Annotated in this window: 18 protein-coding genes; 7 read left to right on the forward strand and 11 right to left on the reverse strand. The window is 38.3% G+C overall.

Annotation, left to right across the window (positions count from 1 at the left end):
* Window positions 1-8 precede the first annotated feature (8 nt).
* Window positions 9-1,442 carry a PLP-dependent aminotransferase family protein gene (locus tag LF887_RS11240; RefSeq protein ID WP_236859277.1) on the reverse strand — a complete coding sequence of 478 codons (1,434 nt, stop codon included), beginning with the start codon at window positions 1,440-1,442 and terminating at the stop codon, window positions 9-11.
* Window positions 1,443-1,543: 101 nt separating this feature from the next.
* Between LF887_RS11240 and LF887_RS11245 the strand changes: the two genes are divergently transcribed.
* The 3 genes from LF887_RS11245 (at window position 1,544) to LF887_RS11255 (ending at window position 3,355) form a co-directional block, all read left to right on the forward strand.
* Window positions 1,544-1,999, forward strand: a complete 456-nt coding sequence (locus LF887_RS11245; RefSeq protein WP_236859278.1) for a cupin domain-containing protein — start codon at window positions 1,544-1,546, stop codon at window positions 1,997-1,999.
* A 227-nt stretch (window positions 2,000-2,226) separates the two neighbouring features.
* Window positions 2,227-3,111: a dihydrodipicolinate synthase family protein gene (locus tag LF887_RS11250; protein ID WP_236859279.1), complete on the forward strand. Its 885-nt coding sequence runs from the start codon at window positions 2,227-2,229 to the stop codon at window positions 3,109-3,111.
* 10 nt (window positions 3,112-3,121) lie between these two features.
* The gene (locus LF887_RS11255) at window positions 3,122-3,355 is read left to right on the forward strand and encodes a thioredoxin family protein (protein WP_236859280.1); all 234 of its coding nucleotides are present in this window, start codon (window positions 3,122-3,124) and stop codon (window positions 3,353-3,355) included.
* A gap of 108 nt (window positions 3,356-3,463) precedes the next feature.
* Here the strand turns inward: LF887_RS11255 and LF887_RS11260 are convergent, their stop codons facing one another.
* Complete coding sequence (locus LF887_RS11260; protein ID WP_236859281.1) at window positions 3,464-3,970, reverse strand: pyridoxamine 5'-phosphate oxidase family protein; 507 nt, start codon at window positions 3,968-3,970, stop codon at window positions 3,464-3,466.
* Window positions 3,971-4,243: 273 nt separating this feature from the next.
* Here LF887_RS11260 and LF887_RS11265 point away from each other — a divergent pair, with 273 nt between their 5' ends.
* From LF887_RS11265 to LF887_RS11275, 3 genes are read left to right on the forward strand one after another with little or no spacing between them, the layout of a single operon-like run.
* Entirely contained in the window at window positions 4,244-5,482 is a 1,239-nt protein-coding gene (locus LF887_RS11265; protein WP_236859282.1) for a Na+/H+ antiporter, read from the forward strand.
* Between the two features lie 2 nt (window positions 5,483-5,484).
* Window positions 5,485-6,285, forward strand: a complete 801-nt coding sequence (locus tag LF887_RS11270; RefSeq protein WP_236859283.1) for a helix-turn-helix domain-containing protein — start codon at window positions 5,485-5,487, stop codon at window positions 6,283-6,285.
* A gap of 60 nt (window positions 6,286-6,345) precedes the next feature.
* Window positions 6,346-7,302: a nitrilase family protein gene (locus LF887_RS11275; protein WP_236859284.1), complete on the forward strand. Its 957-nt coding sequence runs from the start codon at window positions 6,346-6,348 to the stop codon at window positions 7,300-7,302.
* A 78-nt stretch (window positions 7,303-7,380) separates the two neighbouring features.
* Here the strand turns inward: LF887_RS11275 and LF887_RS11280 are convergent, their stop codons facing one another.
* The 4 genes from LF887_RS11280 to LF887_RS11295 all read right to left on the reverse strand — a co-directional run bounded on the left by LF887_RS11280 (window position 7,381) and on the right by LF887_RS11295 (window position 9,154).
* Complete coding sequence (locus LF887_RS11280) at window positions 7,381-7,734, reverse strand: rhodanese-like domain-containing protein (protein ID WP_236859285.1); 354 nt, start codon at window positions 7,732-7,734, stop codon at window positions 7,381-7,383.
* Window positions 7,731-8,033, reverse strand: coding sequence for a DUF3817 domain-containing protein (locus LF887_RS11285; protein WP_236859286.1), 303 nt, complete (start codon window positions 8,031-8,033; stop codon window positions 7,731-7,733). The genes LF887_RS11280 and LF887_RS11285 overlap by 4 nt, the downstream gene beginning before the upstream one ends.
* A gap of 2 nt (window positions 8,034-8,035) precedes the next feature.
* A complete protein-coding gene (locus LF887_RS11290; RefSeq protein WP_236859287.1) occupies window positions 8,036-8,494 on the reverse strand; it encodes a hypothetical protein in 459 nt (152 codons plus the stop codon).
* Window positions 8,495-8,563: 69 nt separating this feature from the next.
* Entirely contained in the window at window positions 8,564-9,154 is a 591-nt protein-coding gene (locus LF887_RS11295) for a TetR/AcrR family transcriptional regulator (RefSeq protein WP_236859288.1), read from the reverse strand.
* Window positions 9,155-9,306: 152 nt separating this feature from the next.
* On the opposite strand from LF887_RS11295, the gene LF887_RS11300 reads away from it, so the two are divergent.
* Window positions 9,307-10,527, forward strand: a complete 1,221-nt coding sequence (locus LF887_RS11300) for an MFS transporter (protein WP_236859289.1) — start codon at window positions 9,307-9,309, stop codon at window positions 10,525-10,527.
* Between the two features lie 154 nt (window positions 10,528-10,681).
* On the opposite strand, the gene pdeM is transcribed toward LF887_RS11300, so the two are convergent.
* The 5 genes from pdeM to LF887_RS11325 all read right to left on the reverse strand — a co-directional run bounded on the left by pdeM (window position 10,682) and on the right by LF887_RS11325 (window position 17,310).
* Window positions 10,682-11,326, reverse strand: a complete 645-nt coding sequence (gene pdeM, locus LF887_RS11305) for a ligase-associated DNA damage response endonuclease PdeM (protein ID WP_236859290.1) — start codon at window positions 11,324-11,326, stop codon at window positions 10,682-10,684.
* A gap of 83 nt (window positions 11,327-11,409) precedes the next feature.
* Window positions 11,410-12,012, reverse strand: coding sequence for a 2,3-bisphosphoglycerate-dependent phosphoglycerate mutase (locus LF887_RS11310; protein ID WP_236859291.1), 603 nt, complete (start codon window positions 12,010-12,012; stop codon window positions 11,410-11,412).
* Window positions 12,013-12,276: 264 nt separating this feature from the next.
* Entirely contained in the window at window positions 12,277-14,709 is a 2,433-nt protein-coding gene (locus tag LF887_RS11315) for a ligase-associated DNA damage response DEXH box helicase (RefSeq protein WP_262912525.1), read from the reverse strand.
* 1 nt (window position 14,710) lies between these two features.
* Window positions 14,711-16,291 (reverse strand): ATP-dependent DNA ligase, encoded by a 1,581-nt coding sequence (locus LF887_RS11320; protein WP_236859292.1) that lies wholly within the window; start codon window positions 16,289-16,291, stop codon window positions 14,711-14,713.
* Entirely contained in the window at window positions 16,288-17,310 is a 1,023-nt protein-coding gene (locus LF887_RS11325; RefSeq protein ID WP_236859293.1) for a ligase-associated DNA damage response exonuclease, read from the reverse strand. The genes LF887_RS11320 and LF887_RS11325 overlap by 4 nt, the downstream gene beginning before the upstream one ends.
* Window positions 17,311-17,350: the final 40 nt, after the last annotated feature.

Raw genomic sequence — 17,350 nt, forward strand, 5'->3', positions numbered from 1 at the left:
CTGAAAAACTATTTTGATAACTTTGTAAAGACCATGGAAATAGTTTTAATACTTTGTTCCAGCTGCTCTTCCGGAAGTGCTCCGTAGCTTAATCTGAAACCATTAACGGGATGATGGCTATATTGCTTAGGATGAATGATTTTAATATTTTTTTCCAGTAATAATGCGGTAACTGTATCCCAATCGAGTTTTGCTTTTGGTACGATCCAAAAAGCAAGGCCTCCTTCGGGTAATACAAAATCAGCAACTTCTTTCATATATTGGGTTAAAAGCTCATAGACAAAGTCTCTCTTATTTTTGTAGTGAATGGTTGCTTTTTTAATATGTTTTTTTACCGCCCCCTCCTTGATGAGCTGAAGAACGGCATGCTCCATAATTACGTCCCCATGTACATCAATAATCTTTCTCAGATTTCCTATTTTTTCTAATAATTTTTGATCTTTGGTCGCAAGATAGCCAATTCTTAAAGCAGGTGCTACCACTTTACTTAACGTCCCAATATAAACATAATTATTCAGCTCAGGAAAACTTGAGAGAGGAAGAATGGGACGATATCCGAAATGAAATTCATTATCATAATCATCTTCAATAATGGTGATATTATACTGATTGGATAGCTCTACCAGCCTAAGTCTTCGTGCCAAACTGAGAGTGACTGTTGTAGGATACTGTCTGTGGGGAGTAATATAAATTGCTTTTATATTTTTATTTTGGTTCAAAAGTTTTTCGACAGATTCAATACAAATCCCTTCTTTATCTACAGGTGCAGGCACAAGTTGGGCCCCCGCATATTCGAAAGCCTGCCATGCCGGTTTATAGCCGGGATCTTCTACAATAATGTAATCATCAGGGGCTAATAAACTCTGAGCAGTAAGAAACATAGCCATCTGGCTTCCTCTGGTGATAGAAATTTCATTTTCATCAATTTGCATTCCCCTTTGATGGTTGAGCATTTTGGAAATCATTTTCCGGAATTCCGTTTCTCCATGTTCATTTCCATATCCCATCATCTGCCACTTTGCTTTTATACTGAAAATCTGTCTGTAAGCTCTGGCAAGTTCGTTTACAGGTGCAATTTTACTGTCCGGATGCCCATCATCAAAATTAATTATGGCTCCATGTTGCTGGACTCCCCGGTCTGAGAAATCAGGGGGTTTTTCTTTCCTTTTTTCCTTTAAAACATGGAGCTTGTCAGAGATAAAAATTCCTTTCCGTTCCTTAGAAATCACCCATTCTTCATTGATCAGTACCTGATATGCTTCCACAACCGTATTTCTATTGATTTTTAGTGTTGCTGCCATATTTCGGCTGCCGGGAAGTGCATCACCTGCTTTTAGCCGGCCAGAGCGTATATCTGTTATAATACTGTCAGCAATCTGCAAATAAACTGCTTTGTCAAGATTTTTATCTATTTCCAATTCTAATTTCCAAGGTCGAAGCATCTGGACTATCTATTTATGTAAAAACTGAGTCATTTAAACAGTCCAAATATAAGATAATTTTGTCATGCAATAAAGCACAAAACAATTAATTTTAAAACATCATGGACAAAAAAGATTTCAGTTCAAAAGATTTTCACGAAACATTTGCAAGACCAAAGTATGTAAAGCCAAGTCACTTAATCCATAAGAATGTAGAGAATGCAGGGGAGCATAATCAGTTTTCTACAGAAAGAAAGCATCCTGTCTTCTTTGTGGATCTTCCGAGTAAAAATGTAAGCATGACGATTGGCGGATTGCTTCCGGGACAGCAAACCAACAGACACCGTCATACGTATGAGACGGTACTTTATGTGATTGAAGGAAAAGGATGGACAGAAGTAGAAGATGAAAGAGTATACTGGGAAGCGGGTGATGCAGTTTATATTCCTTCATGGGCATGGCACAGGCACCAAAACCTCAGCGATACAGAATCAGCCAAATATCTGGCATGTGAAAACGCACCCCAGCTGCAGAATCTTGGCGTAGCCTTAAGAGAAGAAGAAGGGAGAGACCTGTAATCATTAAGAATAGGTAAAGTTTAAGCAGATTAAAGAGAACCAAGCTTATTTTAAATAAAAGGCGAATCAAATACTATTTAATCATGGTGAAAATCTTCTGAAAAAAACACAATACAGATAATGAAGATTTTTAAAAAATTAAAAAAGACTGATTGTTTTCTTTACGCTTAAACTTTTCTTAATGATTAATAAGAAATAAACATCTTTAATTTTAAAACATTTAAAACATGAAAAATGTTCCATTTAAAGGAATAATCGCTTATCCTATCACTCCTTTTGACCGGAATGAAAAGGTAGATATTCCTCTCTTTAAAAAATTGGTAGAAAGACTCATTGTTTCCGGAAGCCACGGGATTGCACCATTGGGAAGTACAGGGGTAATGCCTTATCTGTCTGATGATGAAAAGGAAGCAATTACGGAAGCAGCGGTACAACAGACGGGCGGAAGGGTTCCTACGCTGGTGGGAGTATCAAATCTTACCACTGAAAAGACTATTCATCATGCTCAATTTGCTGAAAAAGCCGGTGCTGATGCTGTTATGATCATTCCTATGAGTTACTGGAAGCTCACTGATGATGAAATTGTTACCCATTATGATGCTGTTGCCGGTAAAATTTCTATTCCTATTATGGCTTATAATAATCCGGCAACCAGTGGAGTGGATATGTCTCCAGCTCTTCTTAAAAGACTTTTGGAGATTCCAAATGTTACTATGATCAAGGAAAGCACGGGAGATATCCAGAGAATGCATTATTTACGAAAAGAACTGGGTGAAGAAACAGCTTTCTATAATGGTTCCAATCCGCTGGCGCTGGCAGCATTTACTGCAGGGGCAAGAGGATGGTGTACAGCCGCTCCCAATTTGATTCCGGAACTAAATATCGATCTGTATAGGGCTATTGAAGAAGGGAATCTGGAGAAAGCAAAAGATGTATTCTACAGACAGTTTGACCTTTTGAAATTTATTGTCAATAAAGGTCTGCCAAGAGCTGTTAAGGCAGGTTTAAACATCTTAGGAGAAGAGGGCGGAAATTTAAGAAGTCCGTTAAAACCTCTTACTGAAAAGGAAACAGAAGAACTTAAAACAATTCTTAAAACGCTTAACAGTTAAAGTAGATCTTATGAAAAAGCCAATTTTTTATCACGCAGGATGTTCAGTCTGTGTAAGTGCAGAACACGATATTATCAACCTTATCGGGGCCGGAAATATAGAGGTTGTCCATTTGGGAAATGACAGAAACAGAATTCAGGATGCGGAAAAAGCCGGTGTAATATCTGTACCAGCCTTGGTAATGCCAAACGGAAATGTTCTGCATATCAATTTCGGAGCGTTAATTTCGGACGTGAAGAAATAAAAAGATTCTAACTTAATCAGTGATCAGGATTCTGAATCCTACATTTTTTATTGCCAATATTTTATGTTGTAAAAAGATGGATCGGGGTTTCCCGATCCATCTTTTGCTTTATACAATTGCGTTTCCTTCTACGCCGTCAGAGTTATTTGTTTTATGACCTACAATAGCAGAGGCTACAAAGTTGAAAAGACTGACCAGTTTTCCTGCTTTAGTATCCCAGTAGTACGTTTCTTTGGGCTCTACACGAATGATTGTAACGTTGGGATCATCTTTTCCGTCAAACCATGCTTTTGCAAGAGGAGACCATTTTTCTTCTATGGTTGCTTTATCTTTATAGACAGAGGCTTTACCGTAAACTGAAAGATATTGGGCATCACTATTGTTCATAAAAAACAACTGTACTCTGCGGTCTTCCTTTATTTCAAAATTTTTATTGCTGGTTCCGCTGCTGATAAACCAGAGATTGCCGCTGTCATCAGTTTCCTGTAGGGTCATAGGGCGGGAATTGACAGGCACTGTTTCTAATTCTGTACAAAACATACATATTTTTGCACTTTCAGAGAGTTCCTTGATCTTTTTGATCGCTTCCAGATGGGTGAGATTTTGTGTTGACATATTATATTATTTTAAGTGATTTGGAATTTAGAGTAATGAAGAAATAAATTATTTCAACTTACAGGATAGAGTTCAAAAATCTAACCAAAAAAAAAAAACCAATTTATATTCATAAATAAAGCTTTTCCAGATCATTTTTTACTGTTGGTAAAATGATTTTAAAGGCAGGTAAATTATAATTAAAGCTTAAAAAAGGCAGACGCTCATTAGAAATAATTACTTTTGCTGATAAGAATTTATGTTTACAAACTTTAAAAGATTCAATACAGTCTGATGGAAAACTATGCAGTCATATTAGTAATCATGGCCTTAATGATCGGATTATCAGGACTAGCCGGAAAAATAAAAATTCCGGTACCTATGCTTCTTTTAATTGCAGGTATTATGATAGGTTTTGTTCCTGCAATGCCTGAAATAGAAATCAATCCTGAAATTATTATGCTGTTGTTCCTGCCTCCGCTGCTGTATGATGCGGCTTTTAATATTTCTTTTCAGCAGTTTAAGACCAATCTGAATACCATTGGAACATTAGCCATAGGACTTGTATTTCTGACTACAGCCGGTATTGCGGTCATTGCCTATTATTTAATTCCGGGGATGACATGGCCTCTGGCCTTTGTTCTTGGCTCTATTCTTTCCGCTACTGATGCTGTAGCCGCAGTGGGGGTTACGAAAGGACTTGGGCTTTCGCACAGAACAATAACTATACTGGAAGGGGAGAGCCTCATCAATGATGCTTCTGCTTTGGTTGCCTATCGCTTTGCCATAGCAGCTGTTACAGGGATCAGTTTTGTAACCTGGAAGGCTTCGCTTGAGTTTTTTATGGTTTTAGGAGGTGGTTTTTTGATTGGCTGGATTATTTTTAAAGCTTTATCCCTTACCATCGGTTTTTTTCGAAAAGATGCGATGGTAGTTAACAGCTTAATTCTTTTAATGCCCTTCGTTACTTACCTTATCGCAGAACATTTTGAGGTATCAGGAGTTATTGCCGTTGTCGTATTGGGGCTGGGAATGTCCAGACTCAGCAGAAATAAGTTTCCGGATCATGTGAAAGAACAGTCCAGAAATTTTTGGGATATTATTATTTTTCTGCTTAATGGCCTGATCTTTTTGTTAATAGGTCTTGAATTTCCGATTATCCTGAAAAAAATCCCTCATATTCAGGTATGGACTTATGCAGGATATGCTCTGGTAATTGTTCTGGTCACTTTACTGATAAGGATGGCAAGAGTGTATCTGCAGCAGTTTAATCTTCAGAAAGCATTTCAGGGTAAAAGAAAAATCAGTGAAGAAGCATTATTCGACTCCAAAACCAGTTTTATTATTACCTGGTCGGGAATGCGTGGTATTGTCTCATTAGCGATTGCTTTGGGGATCCCTGTGACGTTAAATAGCGGTGAATCTTTTCCTCTGCGAAGCGAAATTATTTTTTTATCGATAGCGGTTGTATTAATATCACTTTTAGGGCAAGGACTTACTTTGCCGTGGATCATAAAAAAGCTTAAATTGTAGTTATGCAGATCGCTCCTCCCAAGCCACTGGCAAGTTATATAAAACATTATATCTTTTTAAAAAATCCAGAAGATATAAACAAAAATCTGCGGTTATTTGCTGATGGTAATACAGGTCTTATCATTTCACCGGATATAAGTATGTATAACGGACAGAATAAGAACCTGCCATTATCTTTTTTCTATGGACAGCCTACACAGTATAAAGATCTGAGTACAAAAGGACGGTTTTCTTTACTGGCAGTTGTATTTCAGCCTTATTTTTTTAATCTTCTTTTCGGTGTTGCAGCCAAAGACATCAAAAATGAAATTATCTCAGCTTCAGATATTGTAAAGGATGAGCTTCTTCCATTCCAGGAAGGTCTTTATAATAACGAAGATCCCCAATCCATCATATCGGCATTGAATTATTATTTCATGGAGCTTATTTCGGCCAGAAACAATCCGGAATTGTGGCTTATTAAAGTTCAGCAGTATATACTCCTGAAACGGGGTGTCTTGTCTCTGAAAGAACTGGAATATTTTACAGGGTATTCTGAACGGCATATTGAACGCAAGTTTGAAGACCATATCGGGCTGTCTCCTAAGAAATATAGCACCATCATCAGACTTCATCATTTTTTAAGCCTGATGAAGAATAATCCAAATCAAAAAAACATAACCAGTCTTTCCTATGAAGCAGGTTATGCTGATCAGTCCCACCTGATCCGGGAATTTAAAAATACCATCGGACTCACTCCGGGGCAGTATCTTAAAACAGAAAATAAGCTGGCTGTCAATTTTATAGAGATTCCGTTTACATAGCAGATGTCGGTTTTATACAATTTCTGAATAGAACTGATGGATAGCTTTGCAGAAAAAAAGATGAACAATCTCAAAATTTCAACCGCACAATTTGAAAATAAAAGCGGAGACAAAGAATACAACCTTTCAGTGATAGAGAAACTGGCATCCGAAGCCGCGGCGAAAGGTTCACAGGTTATTGCTTTTCACGAATGTTCCATTACCGGATATACTTTTGCCAGAAAACTTTCCAGAGAACAACTGCTTGATATTGCTGAACTTATCCCTGAAGGAAAAAGCATTCAGAAGCTGCAGCAGATTGCTGATACCAATAATATCACAATACTGGCAGGTCTTTTTGAAAAAGATGAAAATAATAATCTGTTCAAAGCTTATGTATGTGTTGATAAAAGCGGTCTGAAAGCCAAGTACCGAAAGCTGCATCCATTTATCAATACCCATCTGACTCCAGGAAATCAATATTGTGTTTTTGATATTCACGGCTGGAAATGCGGCATCCTTATCTGCTATGATAATAATATCGTTGAAAATGTAAGAGCTACAAAACTTCTTGGTGCTGATATTATCTTCATGCCTCATGTTACAATGTGTACTCCTTCAACCAGACCCGGAGCAGGTTTTGTAGATCCTGAGCTTTGGCAAAACAGAGAAAAAGATCCTACCTCCTTACGTCTGGAATTTAACGGAATGAAAGGACGGGACTGGCTGATGAAGTGGCTGCCGGCAAGAGCTTACGATAACGGAATTTATGTGGTTTTCTCAAATCCTGTAGGAATGGATGATGATCAGCTGAAAAACGGATGTTCCATGATTATTGATCCGTTTGGCGATGTCATTGCAGAATGCCGTTCTTTCGATGACAGTTTTGAAACGGTTACTATTTCCGGTGAAAAGCTTATTCAGTCGGGTGGAAGCAGGTATGTAAAAGCAAGAAGACCGGAGCTCTACAGAGATATCATTGGTATGGATCATGATTCTGAGCAAAAGGTAGTCTGGATGAAAGACAATACGATTTAGCCTGATTTTCATTAAAGAGTAAGGACACTGGCTGGAAAAGGGATAATTGTTTTCAGTAATTCCCAGATCCGGCCTTCCTTATTTTATAATTTCCTGAAGATCACTCCATGCACCTCCGTTATATACATGTTTAAAACCTCTGTCTTTCAGAATACTTTCAGCTTTTACACTGCGTAACCCGTGCGAACAGACCGTGATATAAGTTTTATCAGGATCAAGTTCCGTATATCTTTCCCTTATAGTTCCCAGTGAAATATTAACTGAACCTTCGATATGGCCCATATTATATTCTTTTTCTGTCCTTACATCAAGAATGATGGCACCTTTCTCAATAAGCTGGTTCAAGCCATCATCTAATGTCTGATATTTATATAGGCGGTAAATAACATAAACGCTGAGAACTATTCCGCAAAAGATCAATACGTTTTTCATAATCTGCTGAGAATTTTTTTATCAATATAAAATGTTCCGAAAGGAATGAAACAGGCTAAAATCACTTTCCAGGTAGTTTCTTTAAATTTCCATTGCTGCTCAACGCCCACACTTAAAGTATTAAACAGGAAAAGCAGAAATAAAGTTCCGTGAACCGGGCCCATCATCTTTACCATGGCAGGGTTTCCCAGCCAGTATTTCATTGGAACAGCTACCAATACAAGAGTAAGAAGAGAGATCCCTTCCAGAATAGCCAGAATTCTCAGGCGTCCGATTTTTGTTTTTAATAAATGTGTCATAATTATCTGAAATAAGGTCTGTTTACAAAAGGAGAGAAAGGCCATGGAATTGCTATAAAGATAACAGCCAGCGCGACTGCGAACCAGATAAGCATCGTTTTGAATTTTTCAGGGTCTGTGCTTTTTCTTTTGGACAAAGCGGAACCAATGGTTAGTGTAACAACAGCCGAGATCATAAGTACGATATGAATCAATCCAAAGAACAGTAGGTCCGGAGATTCTTTCGCTTCACTGAAATTCTTCCAAAAATACTTAACAACAGGACTTTTAATGTAGAGAATGATCCCTAAGATCAATTGAATATGAGCAACTGTTGCAGTCCAGTGACGCACAGAATCATCCGTTTTTGAAAATGTTTTGTGATAAAAGCAGCCTCTGTAAGCTCTCCATAAAGCGTAGATCATGCTTAACAAAACCACCCACCGGAATGTGGAGTGCAAAAATGTAAGGGTCTGGTACATTGTTCATTTTTTGAATGCACCAAAGATATATAAAAAAACATACTAATTAGTATGTTTTTGTGCAAAAAATTATTCCAATGATTGAAAATAAGACTTAAGTCCTTTTAAATAAATAAGATAAACTGATTTTGAATTCTCCAGTTTTCCTAAATTACGTACGCCCCAATAGCCGGACATTACAAATACAGCAATTTCTTTGGCATTCACATTCTGTTTTACGGTACCTTCTTTTTTACCATTTTCAATGCAGTTGATCATAGCATTTTCCCAGCGTGAGGAGAGTGCATTCAGTGCTTTTGTGAAATCTGTATGCCAGGGAGCCATTTCCTGTGTAAAATTGGAAGTCGGACAGCCGTACTCAACCTTCAAAAGATCATTTTCCATTAAAATACCATATACCATCTTGTAAATAGTTTCCAATGGATGATCACTGTTTTCAAGCGGTTCAATAAAAGTACTTTTAAAGTTATTTTTCAGAAGTTCATTGATGATTGCCAGACCCATCTCATCCTTGGTTTTAAAATGATAATAGAAAGCACCTTTTGTAACCTGCGTAGTGGCAATAATCTCATCTATACTGGTGGTCTGATAACCTTTTGCGTAGATGAGTTCAAAGGCTTTCTGAAGGATGTTCAGTCGGGTTACTTCTGATTTTTTCATTAGGATTCTTTGGCTTTTTGCAAAGGAACGGATTTTTTATGTAAAATGACAAACTATCATTATTATGATATATTGCTACAATTTAAATAATTTTTATAATATATTATTTCGTCGGAAATTTGCACTGTCAACATCAATAAAATGACAATACAATGAATTTCCAAAAAGAAATACAGATCAGCCCGGCCTCAAAAAGCCTCAAAAATAAAGGTCTTCCTGCTGCATTATGGGCACTTACTATAAGTGCATTTGCCATAGGAACAACGGAATTTGTGATCGTGGGACTTCTTCCCACAGTTGCAGCAGACCTGGGTATCACGATCCCTTCAGCAGGCTTATTGGTAAGTCTCTATGCAATAGGGGTAGCGATTGGAGCACCGATTTTAACAGCCTTAACAGGTAAAATTCCCCGCAAACAACTTTTGGTTTCAATCATGCTGTTATTTGTAATCGGAAATGGACTTGCCTCTGTTGCTCCCGGTTTTATAACCCTGATACTGGCCAGAATACTGACAGGATTTGCACATGGGGTTTACTTTTCGATAGGTTCTACCATTGCAGCATCACTGGTTCCTGAGGAAAAAAGAGCAACTGCTATCTCTATTATGTTTGCCGGACTTACCCTGGCGATTGTAACAGGAGTGCCATTGGGAACTTTTATAGGACAGCATTTCGGATGGAGAGCAACCTTCATAGGTGTTTCTATTCTTGGTATAATCGGATTGGCCGCCAGCCTGCTGCTCGTTCCAAATAATTTAAAGAATGGCAAAACAGCTTCTTTAAAAAGCCAGTTTAAAGTATTGGCTAATAAACGATTGATTTTCGCCTTCTTAATGACTGCCATGGGATATGGGGGAACATTTGTGGTATTCACCTACTTATCACCTGTTTTACAGGAAATAACAGGATTTCAGGAGACTACAGTAACTTTTATACTGCTCATCTATGGAGTGGCAATTGCTTTGGGAAATCTGATTGGGGGTAAAGTTGCCAATAAAAATCCATTAAGAGCACTTTTGTGGATGTTTGCAGCTCAGGCATTAGTATTACTGGCGTTCTATTTTACGGTAAGCAGTCCGTTACTAAGTATCATTACTCTTTTCTTTCTGGGAGCTTTATCTTTTGCAAGTGTTCCGGGGCTGCAGCTTTTGGTAGTACAGATCGCTGAGAAAGAACTTCCGGGAACCGAAGATGTAGCATCAGGAATTAATATTGCCGCATTCAATATTGGTATTGCTATCGGATCTTATGCAGGAGGGATTATTGTGACTTCAGCCTTGGGACTGGAAAGTACACCATGGATAGGCGCATTATTTCTGGTTGTTACCGTATTTATAACGCTGTACAGCATCCGTTTAAGCAGAAAGAAATAATGACCTTTCTTTTTTGCAATGATTTATTCTTTCAGCCACTAATTCAAAAAGAAAAAGAAGTGATCTCACTTTTGGGGATAACTTCTTTAATTTTAAGGCAAACGTCGATAGAGTATCTTATTCTCCGGTTAAGTATTTGTTTTCGGAAGTGCTTCTATATTTCATAGATATCAGTATCCGTAAAAACAAAAAATGTGCTCTTTTTCGGCAGATTTTTGGTATCCAATCCTGTAAATTCACTAAAAGCAGGTAATAATAATTGATGATCAGTAAGAGCAAAGCAGGGGAGTCTTATTTTACTTACAGCTGAGTTTAAAACTATTCCAGGATGAATATGTCCGGTAATCTGAAACTCAGATTTTGTTTTCTCAAAATCATGAATGAAAGTAAACTTATCCATTTCCAGGGAAGCTGTTCTCAAATTTAAACAAAGCTTTTTCTCCAGCGATTTTGAAATGCGGTCATGATTTCCTTCTATCAGATAAAATTCTATTTCAGGATATTGATTTCTCCACCTGCAGAACTCATCCACATCAGAATTGTCGCCTGCATGCAGCAAATCTCCAACCACAATGAATTTGTCGGGATGAAAGTATTCAATCAATGCCGACAACCTTTCCAGATCACTTTTCATGATGTGATTGGCAAGTGCGATCCCGTTTTTCCGAAAATGCGCTGTTTTTCCGATATGAAGATCAGAAAGGACTAATGCTTTTTCTTTTTCAAGGAATGCAGCCCGCTGATTGGTGAGAATGAAAGTCTCCTTTTGGACGGTAATTTTTTTGGTGGCTATAAACACTGATAATAAGATGAAGTTAAAAAATATGAATGGTATTGAAATTTGTTTTTTATGCTAATAAACTAAATATTTTTCAAAAAAAATCAGTTTCCTTTTCTGCTGCAATGAAATTTTTCATCAAAGATATAGGTCAGGGGAACTCCGGTAGCGATTTCCCTTTCTAGAATTTCATCCGGAGAAAGATGTTCCAAATACATAATCAGCGCCCGGAGACTGTTTCCGTGCGCGACGATTAATACATTCTTTCCCTTTTTCAAAACCGGTAAAATTTGACTTTCATAATAGGGAATAACCCTGTTGTAGGTGTCTTTAAGGCTTTCTCCTCCCGGCGGGACCACATCATATGATCTACGCCAGATATAAACCTGTTCATCACCATATTTCAGGGCAGTTTCAGCTTTGTTGAGCCCTTCAAGATCTCCATAAGAGCGCTCATTCAGGGCTTTATCAATGATGATTGGAATGTTTCTCTTTCCCATTTCATCAAGAATAATAGTGAGAGTATGCTGTGCCCTGATCAGAGCAGAAGTAAAAGCAATATCTATAATTTCTCCTTTCAGTGCAATTCCTGCTTTTTTTGCCTCTTCAATCCCAACTTCCGTAATATCTATATCTTGCCATCCTGTAAATCGGTTTTCCAGATTCCAGAGTGACTGTCCGTGACGGACTAAGAATAATTTTGCCATTTGTATATTGTATTTAACCTTCAGAGAAGATACTCTAAGTTACGATGATTATTAAACTTTTCAAAGGATTTTAACTATAAAATACGGAAACATTCCAGACGATTGCCGCCAATCGGATGAGTAATTATTATTTTGATGACAGGTTTGGGATAAAGCTATTTTAAAATGAATATTATTCTTCTTCTGATTTATTTTTAAGCTAAAAACAATACCTCTTTCAGATAGATCATTTTCAACCTTCAACTTCGCATTTTCCCCTTTTACCTACAGTTTCAGCATTCTTTTAATTCTCGCATCCAGCCCTTCACTGGAAAGGGTTTGACGTAAGCTGTCTACTTTTATAGGAAAGCTTAACGGAGTGAAAGAACGGGAATGCTTTAAAATAATTTCAGATTTTTCAATTCTTTTAAAGGCTTCCACGAGTCTCTGTTCCTGAAGCTGCATATTAAAAACTTCAGTATAGGCCTGCTTGATGAGGAAATGATTGGAATCATAGTCTTCCAGCACTTTAAAAATAAGTCCTGCGGAGCTTTGTAAAGATTTATTTGATCTTTGTTTGCCTGCATAGTTTTGGATTACCATTCCTGAGATAACAGCTATATCCCTGAATTTTCTTCTTGCCATTTCTGCAGAATTAATACTTGCTATCACGTCATTCATAAGATTATCTCTGCTTAATATCTGCTGGAGATTGTCTTCATTGAGTGGAATTTCCTTATCGCTGAAGAGCTCAAATCCATAGTCATTCATTGCCATAGAAAAAGAGATGGGAGCAAGTTTTGAAACCCGGTAAGCAATCAATGCTGCCATTACTTCATGCACCAGACGGCCTTCAAAAGGATACATAAACAAATGATAGCCTTCACGGTTTCTGATCATCTCTACCAGAAATTCATCTTCTTTTGGAATATGGGAGTTTTCTTCCTGATTGATCAACAGCGGATGAAGGAATTTCAATTCTTTTTCTGAAGCTTTAGGATTTAATGCATGGGACAGTTTTTCTCTTAGAAAATGCCCTAGATTTGAGCTTAGGGGCAGTCTGCCACCGAGATAACTTGGTACGAGAGCTTTTCCTTTTGCAGCCCTCACATAAACTGTCATATCCTTGATAATTGCTACTTCAAGCGTGCGTCCTGCAAGAATAAACTTTTCTTCCTTTTTCAGTTTTGAGATAAAATATTCTTCAATCATTCCGACATAACCACCGGAAATGAATTTTACTTTCAGCATTGCATCACTTACAATGACTCCCATATTCATACGGTGGAGCATTGCAATTTTCCGTGAGGTTACTTTGTACAAGCCGTCTTCCAAAATGACAATTTTATGGAATTCTTCATAGTTTTTTAAAACGCTTCCGCCGATGGTGAGAAACTCAAGAATTCCCCGCCACTCTTCATCCATTATCTCCTGAAAAGCATATACTTTTTTTATCCTCTCATAGACCTCATCCGGGTAGAAACCATCACCCACAGCAAGCGTCATCAGAAACTGAACCAGTACATCAAAACATAAAACCTGAGGTTCTCTGGGTTCTACAACATTTTGTTTCACAGCCTCTTTTAAAGCTGAAACCTCTATAAGTTCGAGGGAATGGGTAGGTACACAATAAATTTTGGATGTTTCAAAAGGCGAGTGCCCGCTACGTCCTGCCCGCTGAAGGAATCTGGCAACTCCTTTTGCCGAACCAATCTGAATAACAGTATCAACAGGTTTGAAATCGATTCCCAAATCCAGTGATGAGGTTGAGACGACGGCTTTTAATTTTCCCGAACTCAAATTTTCTTCGATCCAGATTCTTAAATGGGCATCAATAGAACTGTGGTGGATGGCAATTTGCCCCGCAAAATCAGGATAAGCATCCAGTAATAGCTGATACCACATCTCACTCTGGCTTCTGGTATTGGTGAAGACAATTGTAGATCTGGAATCAAGGATGATCGGAACAACTTTATCCGCCAGTTTGTTTCCCAGATGTCCCGCCCAGGGTAATATCTCAATTTCATTGGGGAAAACAGGAATGATATCTATTTTTTTATGTTCTTTGGCGGTAATTTTTACTTTTTTAATGTCATACGGAATCAGAACTTCCATTGCCTCATCCAGATTACCGATGGTTGCGGTAATACCCCAGATTTTAATCTTCGGAATATATTTTCTGAGTTGTGATATTCCCAGTTCTACCATTACCCCTCGTTTTGAGCCTAAAAGTTCGTGCCATTCATCAACAACGACACATTTAATATCACGGAAAAAAGTTTCATTATTCTTCTGAGCCAAAAGAAGGTGTAGGCTTTCTGGGGTGACGACAAGAATTTCCGGCATTTTTTTTATCTGCTGTTGTCTTACTTTCGGATCAGTATCTCCGTTTCTTACCCCCACAGCCCAATCAAGCCCGATTGCGTCAATGGCTTCCTGCATTGCTTTGGCAATATCTTTAGACAAAGACCGAAGTGGAGTGATCCAGATCATTTTCAGCCCCTTTTTATAGTTTTCCGGATGGTTCAGGAAATCTGAAATCAAACCCAGAAAAACAGAATAAGTTTTCCCAAATCCCGTAGGCGCTACAACCATTCCGCTATAGCCGTTACCAAACTTCCACCATGTATCAATCTGGAATTTAAAAGGGGATATGCCTTTATCCTTCATCCATTGCTGAATGATCTTAAATCCGTCGGTATGTTCAAAGGCTGCCAAATTATTGTATTAATTTTTTGATTTCTTCTAAATGGTCAATTTCATCCACGGTTTTGTCTTTCCGCCATCGTACAATTCTTGGAAAACGCAGTGCTACACCACTTTTATGCCGGTTACTGAAACCTATTCCTTCAAAGGCTATTTCAAAAACAAGTTCTGCCTTTACCGTTCGCACAGGCCCGAATTTCTCAATGGCATTTTTGTTTACAAATCTGCTTACTTCCATAATCTCTTTATCTGTTAATCCGGAGTATGCTTTGGCAATAGTTACCAGCGTATCCCCATTTTTAACGGCAAAAGTATAATCCGTATAGTAAGCACTCCTTCGGCCGCTTCCTTTTTGTGCATAGATCAAAACAGCATCAATAGTGAATGGATTGATTTTCCATTTCCACCAGTCTCCCTTCTTCCGTCCGGAGTGGTAGGGGGAGTTTTTTTGTTTAAGCATCAGCCCTTCACTGTTGACGTCCCTTGAATGGTCTCTGATGAGGTTCAGCTCTTCCCATTTTTCAAAACCTATACTTTGGGAAAGTCTGATGTTCTCAGGGTTCTGATTTAATAATAATTCTTCAAGCATGGCCCTTCTTCCTGAAATAGATTTTTCTCTGAGATCATTATTTTCAAGTTCCAGCAGATCATAAGCAAATACTTCGATCGGGATTTCGGAAAGCATTTTCTTAGTTAAAGTTTTCCTGTTTAATCTTTTTTGTAATTCGTTAAAATTTAAAACCTTACCCTCCTTTACCGCAAGTATTTCTCCATCTAAAACGAAATTCCCTTTCATTGCTTTAATGGTGTCAGCGATTTCAGGAAACTGTTCTGTAACAAGCTCTTCTCCTCTTGACCAAATGAAGACTTCATCATTTCTGCGGATAATCTGACCGCGTATTCCATCCCATTTATATTCTACCAGCCATTCATCCGGTTCTCCAAGTTCTTCAGTCTTTTTTTCCAGAGGATAGGCAAGGCAGAAAGGATACGGTTTGGAATTGTCCGGGTTTATATTTTCAGCTGAAATGAGTTCCTGAAAAGAAGCTTCAGCCGGCTGCCATTTCCCCATCAGGCTGTGCATGAGTGTGCTGGATTCCTGTCCGGAAAATTTTGTCAGGGCATTGATTAATGTTTTATCGGAAACACCAATCCGGAAGCTTCCGCCAATTAATTTATTGAAAATCAATCGTTCTGTGTAATCCAGGCCGTTCCATGAATTGAGTACGAATTCTTTTTTTTCAGTCTCTGTTTTATCTTTTAAATTGACAATATCATTCATCCATTGTGATAAAGTACGTTCAATTTTCTCTTGAGGTGGCGGAAGAATCAATGAGAGGGTTTCTCCAAGATCGCCTACAGAAGAATAGCTCTCCTGAAACAGCCAAAACGGAATACCGGTGATTTCCAGTGCCCACTCTTTCATATAATTGGTATTGACATTTCTTTTGGGCCTTTTTCCTGTAAACAGAGCAATGAACCATACTTTATCTTCATCCGGAGCACGTTCCAGATAATCGATAATGGCCTCAATTTTTGCGTTGGTTTTATTGGTGGTTTCCAAGGCGTTGATTAAGTCTGCAAAATGTCTCATAGCCCTTTGTTTTCAATGGTTTCCTTTTCTGTCTCTTCGTCATCTTCACCAAACAGGGTTTCCACAACATCTGCCCGGACTCCGATTTCATTAAGGTATTTTGAAAATACTTCCGTCTGCCCATGGGTAACATGTACAATCTCTGCCTCAGTAGCTTTTACAGTTTGTAATAAGCCTTTCCAGTCTGCATGGTCGCTCATGGCAAATCCAGCATCTGCGCTCCGCCACCGTCTGGCGCCACGAACCTGCATCCAGCCGGAGCATAGGGCTGTTGCGGGATCTGGAATCTTTTTAATGATGTTACTGTCTAACAGAGCTGGCGGAACAATTACAATTTCATGCTCCATTTCTTTAGGGCGTTCTCTGAAATCAGCAATCGTATACTCCGGAAGGTTGATCCCAACGGTTTCGAAAGCTTCATTTAGTTTTCCTATGGAATAATGAACATATATTTTCCCCAATCCTTCAACTGCTTTCATAATACGCTGAGCTTTACCAAGAGAATATCCGATAAACACTGAAGTTTTATTATTTTCCTGATTTTTCAGTACCCAGTTCTGAAGCTTTTGATTGAGTTCAGGAACTTCCAGCCAATTGTAAATAGGCAGCCCAAAGGTACTCTCAGTTACAAATTCATTACATTTTATAAGCTCGAAAGGAGTACTCAGACCATCGTCCTGAATTTTATAATCCCCCGAAATCACGGTTACATACCCTTTATATTCCAGCCTTACCTGTGCTGAACCAATAATATGCCCAGCAGGATGAAGGGAAAGTTTGACTCCATTGATCATCAAAGCTTCACCATATCCAATACTCTGACATTCTATATCAGCCCCAATTCTTTGGTAGAGAATAGGTTTTGTAAAATGATGACAAAGGTATTTTTTCATTCCCCAGCGCGCGTGATCGGCATGTCCGTGGGTAATGACAGCCATATCAACGGGCCTCCATGGATCTATATAGAATTTTCCCTGCGGACAGTAAATTCCTTTTTTGGTAAATGTGATTAATTTCAATGGTGTGATTGGTTTGTAGGATAAGCTTCAAAAACTTAAC

This window comes from Chryseobacterium sp. MEBOG06, assembly GCF_021869765.1.
Taxonomy (GTDB): Bacteria; Bacteroidota; Bacteroidia; order Flavobacteriales; family Weeksellaceae; genus Chryseobacterium.

Coding starts and splice junctions, on each gene's coding strand:
- LF887_RS11240 (WP_236859277.1), bottom strand. CDS start 1,442: ATGCTTCGACCTTGGAAATTAGAATTGGAAATAGATAAAAATCTTGAC.
- LF887_RS11245 (WP_236859278.1), top strand. CDS start 1,544: ATGGACAAAAAAGATTTCAGTTCAAAAGATTTTCACGAAACATTTGCA.
- LF887_RS11250 (WP_236859279.1), top strand. CDS start 2,227: ATGAAAAATGTTCCATTTAAAGGAATAATCGCTTATCCTATCACTCCT.
- LF887_RS11255 (WP_236859280.1), top strand. CDS start 3,122: ATGAAAAAGCCAATTTTTTATCACGCAGGATGTTCAGTCTGTGTAAGT.
- LF887_RS11260 (WP_236859281.1), bottom strand. CDS start 3,970: ATGTCAACACAAAATCTCACCCATCTGGAAGCGATCAAAAAGATCAAG.
- LF887_RS11265 (WP_236859282.1), top strand. CDS start 4,244: ATGGAAAACTATGCAGTCATATTAGTAATCATGGCCTTAATGATCGGA.
- LF887_RS11270 (WP_236859283.1), top strand. CDS start 5,485: ATGCAGATCGCTCCTCCCAAGCCACTGGCAAGTTATATAAAACATTAT.
- LF887_RS11275 (WP_236859284.1), top strand. CDS start 6,346: ATGAACAATCTCAAAATTTCAACCGCACAATTTGAAAATAAAAGCGGA.
- LF887_RS11280 (WP_236859285.1), bottom strand. CDS start 7,734: ATGAAAAACGTATTGATCTTTTGCGGAATAGTTCTCAGCGTTTATGTT.
- LF887_RS11285 (WP_236859286.1), bottom strand. CDS start 8,033: ATGACACATTTATTAAAAACAAAAATCGGACGCCTGAGAATTCTGGCT.
- LF887_RS11290 (WP_236859287.1), bottom strand. CDS start 8,494: ATGTACCAGACCCTTACATTTTTGCACTCCACATTCCGGTGGGTGGTT.
- LF887_RS11295 (WP_236859288.1), bottom strand. CDS start 9,154: ATGAAAAAATCAGAAGTAACCCGACTGAACATCCTTCAGAAAGCCTTT.
- LF887_RS11300 (WP_236859289.1), top strand. CDS start 9,307: ATGAATTTCCAAAAAGAAATACAGATCAGCCCGGCCTCAAAAAGCCTC.
- LF887_RS11310 (WP_236859291.1), bottom strand. CDS start 12,012: ATGGCAAAATTATTCTTAGTCCGTCACGGACAGTCACTCTGGAATCTG.
- LF887_RS11320 (WP_236859292.1), bottom strand. CDS start 16,291: ATGAGACATTTTGCAGACTTAATCAACGCCTTGGAAACCACCAATAAA.